Source organism: Methylobacterium sp. WL103, assembly GCF_008039885.1.
In the GTDB taxonomy this organism is placed as follows: Bacteria; Pseudomonadota; Alphaproteobacteria; order Rhizobiales; family Beijerinckiaceae; genus Methylobacterium; species Methylobacterium cerastii.
Window position 1 is genome coordinate 1 of the sequence record NZ_VRUX01000341.1, and the last position, 4,662, is coordinate 4,662.

General features: G+C 71.3%; 4 protein-coding genes. All 4 read right to left on the reverse strand.

Going from position 1 to position 4,662, the window contains the following annotated elements:
• On the reverse strand, window positions 1-704 hold a 704-nt coding region (locus tag FV222_RS17900; protein ID WP_147815306.1), incomplete at its 3' end, for an MFS transporter.
• Between the two features lie 148 nt (window positions 705-852).
• Window positions 853-1,746, reverse strand: a complete 894-nt coding sequence (locus FV222_RS17905; protein ID WP_147753505.1) for a 2-hydroxy-3-oxopropionate reductase — start codon at window positions 1,744-1,746, stop codon at window positions 853-855.
• Between the two features lie 429 nt (window positions 1,747-2,175).
• Entirely contained in the window at window positions 2,176-2,940 is a 765-nt protein-coding gene (locus FV222_RS17910; RefSeq protein WP_147753504.1) for an HpcH/HpaI aldolase/citrate lyase family protein, read from the reverse strand.
• A gap of 114 nt (window positions 2,941-3,054) precedes the next feature.
• The gene (gene gudD / locus FV222_RS17915) at window positions 3,055-4,416 is read right to left on the reverse strand and encodes a glucarate dehydratase (RefSeq protein WP_147815307.1); all 1,362 of its coding nucleotides are present in this window, start codon (window positions 4,414-4,416) and stop codon (window positions 3,055-3,057) included.
• Window positions 4,417-4,662: the final 246 nt, after the last annotated feature.

Genomic DNA, 4,662 nt, shown 5'->3' on the forward strand with positions numbered 1-4,662 from the left:
GCCTTGGCGGGGTCCGCCGGGCTTGCGCCGACCTGCACCAGCGCGCCGCCCCGGGCGATCTCGTCGAGCTCGGCCGGCGTGACGTTCGGATGGTCCTCGGGGTCGTGGATCAGCCAGACCCAGAGCAGCACCATCACGAGGCCGATCAGGCCCATGGCGAAGAAGGCGTAGCGCCAGCCGAAGCTCTGGGTGACCCAGGCGGTGAGCGGCGCGAACAGCACCGGCGCGAAGTACTGGGCGGCGTTGAACACGGCCGAGGCCTTGCCGCGCTCGGCCGCCGGGAACCACGCGGTGACGAGGCGGGCGTTGCCGGGGAAGGACGGCGCCTCGGCGACGCCGACCAGCATCCGCATCAGGAAGAACACCGTGACCGCGGAAGCCGCGCCGAGGAAGCCGGCCCAGCCCTGGACGAAGGTGAAGAACGACCAGAAGAACACGCCGCCGGCATAGATCCACTTGGTGCCGTAGCGGTCGAGCAGCCAGCCGCCGGGGAGCTGGGCCGCGACGTAGGACCAGCTAAAGGCGGAGAGGATGTAGCCCATCTGCACGGGCGTGATGCCGAATTCCTGCGCGATCGGCACGCCGGCGATCGAGATGATCGCCCGGTCGGCGTAGTTCAGCACCGTGACCGCGAACAGCACGAGGAGGATGACGTAGCGGACGCGGAATCGCGTCGCCGCCTGCACCGGAATCGCCAGCGACATGGTTTCCTCCTGCGGAATCGCCCAACGGATGCGTGCCCGTCGCGGTCGGTTTTCGTCAGGGTTCGAGACTAGTCCGCCCGGTCGATACCTTCCAATCCAAACGATGGATCGATCGATGCCGTCGCGGCATCGATCGATCGAGCCAGGGTCAGGCGGCGCCGACCTCGTGGTCGGCCATGAGCTCCAGGGCGCGGACCATCGCCGAGTGGTCCCACGCCGCGCCGCCGTTGGCGACGCAGGCCGAGAACAGCTGCTGCGCCAGCGCGGTCGCCGGCAGGCTGACGCCGAGAGCGCGGGCGCCCTCCAGCGCCAGGTTCAGGTCCTTCTGGTGCAGCCCGATGCGGAAGCCCGGATCGAAGGTCCGGTCGATCATGCGCTTGCCGTGCAGCTCGAGGATGCGCGAGGTGGCCAGGCCCCCGGTGATGGCCTCGCGGACCTTGGCCGGGTCGGCGCCGGCTTTGGATGCGAACAGCAGGCCCTCGGCCACCGCCTCGATGGTGAGCGCGACGATGATCTGGTTGGCGACCTTGGCCACCTGCCCCGATCCGACCGGGCCGACATGGGTCACGGTCTTGCCCATGGCCGAAAACAGCGGCTGTACGCGCCCGAAATCGGCCTCGTCGCCGCCCACCATGATCGAGAGGGCGGCGTTCCTGGCCCCGACCTCGCCGCCGGAGACCGGCGCGTCGAGGTAGGCGCCGCCGCGCTCGGCGATGCGGGCGGCGAAGTCCTTGGTCGCGATCGGCGAGATCGAGCTCATGTCGACCACGGTCTTGCTGGTCTTGCCGGTCTTGATCGCGTCGGCGACGCCGTCCGCGCCGAACAGCACCGCCTCGACGTCGGGGGTGTCGGGCAGCATCAGGATGACGATGTCGGCGTGGCTCGCCACCTCGGCGGCGGTGGCGCAGGCCGTGCCGCCGGCGGCGACCAGGGCCTCGGGCACCGCCCGGCGGCTCTTCAGGAACAGGCTGTGCCCGGCGGCGATCAGGTGCCCGGCCATGGGGGCGCCCATGATGCCGAGGCCGATGAATCCGATGTTCATGGTGGTGTCTCCTGGAATGGCGCGGCGCGTCCTCCCTCGCCCGTCGTGGGCGACAGGATTCACGCATCCCTGAATTCTGGCGGTTCGCTTTGCGCGCATCCCCTCGCCCCGCACGGATCTCGGGCTCGCCCGAGATCCGAACCTGCCTGCCGAAATCGGGCAGGCCCGACTTCGGTGGGGGAGAGGGCTTCGGCGACCTCGTCGTCGGCGAAGCGAGGCGGCAGCCGACGGCGGGGGGGGGCGCCCCGGAGGAGGCTCATCCGGTCGCGCCCCCTCACCCCCGCTTCGGCTTCGCCTCCGCTCCCCAGCTGCACGACGGGGGGCAGCCGGGCCTCTCCCCGCGCGCGGGGAGAGGGGAACCCGCGCTGCCTTCGGGATGCGCGGCGAGACGTGTGAGCCCGGTCGCCCGCGAAGGGCGAGGATCTCGGCTCAGCCCTTGAAGCGGGCGGCGAGCGCCTCGGACTGGCGGGCGAGCAGGCCCATGTCGGAGCCGACCGCGGTGAAGCGGGTGCCGGCGGCGATGTAGCGGTGGGCGAGCTCTTCGTTGGCGGTGAGGATGCCGGCGTGCTTGCCGGCCTTCCCGATGCGGGCGACGGTCTCCTCGATGATCGCCACCACGTCCGGATGGTTCTGCTGGCCGAGGTAGCCGAGGCTGGTCGAGAGGTCGCCGGGGCCGACGAAGACGCCGTCGACGCCTTCGACGGCGGCGATCTCGTCGAGGTTGTCCAGCGCGCGGCGCGACTCGATCTGCACCGCCACGAAGATCTCGGCCTCGCAGCGGGCGTGATAGTCGGGGATGCGGCCGAAGCGGGCGGCGCGCGGCGCCTGCGAGAAGCCGCGCACGCCCCGCGGCGCGTAGCGGGTGGCGGCCACGGCGCGGCGGGCCTGGTCGGCGTCGTCGATGTTGGGGATCATCAGCGACTGCACCCCGGTGTCGAGGATGCGCTTGATGGTGATCGCCTCGTCGCTCGGCACCCGCACCATGGCGTGGGCGGGGCTCTCCATCATCGCCTGGACCTGGGCGTAGACGTCCCGCAGGTCGTTGGCGGAATGCTCCATGTCGAGGAGCAGCCAGTCGAAGCCGGAGCCGGCCACGACCTCGGTGGAGATCGGGCTGGCGAGGCTGCACCACAGGCCGATCTGCTGATGGCCTTGGCCGAGCGCCGCCTTGAAGCGGTTGGTGAGGACGTCCATCGGATGGTCTCCTGTTGGAATCGGTCTTGAATCGGACGGTTTCGACGCCCCACCCCCGTCATTCCGGCGCTCGCCTTCGGCGAGCGCCGGAATGACGGGGGGAGGATGTCGCCCTCACCGCACGAGGCAGGGGCGCTTGTTGTCGAAGGTCCAGTCGGGGACGAGGAACCGCATCGCCGCCGCGTCGTCGCGGGCGCCGAGGCCGTGGTCCAGGTAGAGGGCGTGGGCCGCCTCGACCTCGGCCATGTCGATCTCGATGCCGAGGCCGGGGCGCTCCGGCACCCGCACGAGGCCGCCGCGGATCGTGAGCGGTTCCTTCGTCAGGCGCTGGCCGTCCTGCCAGATCCAGTGCGTGTCGATCGCCGTCACCTTGCCGGGGGCGGCGGCCGCGACGTGGGTGAACATCGCTAGCGACACGTCGAAGTGGTTGTTCGAGTGCGAGCCCCAGGTCAGCCCGTGGTCGCGGCAGAGCTGGGCCACGCGGACCGAGCCGGCCAGCGTCCAGAAATGCGGGTCGGCCAGCGGGATGTCGACGGCGCCGAGCTGGATCGCGTGGTTCATCTGGCGCCAGTCGGTGGCGATCATGTTGGTGGCGGTGGGGAGCCCCGTCGCGCGGCGGAACTCGGCCATGATCTCGCGGCCCGAGAACCCGTCTTCGGCCCCGCACGGGTCCTCGGCGTAGGCGAGCACGTCGCCCCGCCCCTTGCACAGGCGGATCGCCTCCGAGAGCGACCACGCGCCGTTCGGATCGAGGGTGACGCGGGCGTCGGGGAAGCGCTTGTGGATCGCGGTGACGGCGGCGATCTCGTCCTCGCCGGCGAACACGCCGCCCTTCAGCTTGAAGTCCTCGAACCCGTAGGTCTCGTGCGCGGCCTCGGCCAGGCGGGCGACGGCGTCGGGCGTCAGCGCCTCCTCGTCGCGCAGCCGCATCCAGCCGTCGCGGGCGGTCGGCTCGCGGTAGGGCAGATCGGTGCGGCGGCGGTCGCCGACGTAGAACAGGTAGCCCAGCATCGCGACGGCGTCGCGCTGCTGGCCCTCGCCCAGCAACGCCGCCACCGGCACGTCGAGGAACTGGCCGAGCAGGTCGAGGAAGGCGGATTCCACCGCCGTCACCGCGTGGATGGTGACGCGCAGGTCGAAGGTCTGGAGCCCGCGGCCGCCGGAATCGCGGTCGGCGAAGCGCGCCCGCATCGCGTTGAGCACCGCCTGCCAGGCGCCGATCGGGCGCCCGACGATCAGCTCGCGCGCCTCTTCCAGAACGCCGCGGATGCGCTCGCCGCCGGGCACCTCGCCCAGGCCCGTCGCGCCGGTGGAATCCTCGAGGATCACCAGGTTGCGGGTGAAGAACGGACCGTGCGCGCCGCTGAGGTTGAGCAGCATGCTGTCGCGGCCGGCGACCGGCACGACCCGCATCGCGGTGACGGTGGGGGTGCGCGAGAATCCGCGCGACGGGGCATCGACGGCGTCGGCCTGCATGGTCGCCTCCCGGGGCGTTGACGGGACCGGCGTCTGGCGCGCCGTCTACGCGAAGTTCTCGCAAGGATGCCGATGCGGGTCCAAGCCAAAGGCTGGATCGATCGATGCGTGGCGTGCATCGATCTTGGCATCGATCTTGGCATCGATCATCCCGGCGGCAGCGCCGCCAGGATCGCGATGAGGCGTGCGATCAGCGGGTCGTCGCCGTCGCGGCGCAACGCGAGGTGCAGCTCGGCCGGGCGCGGC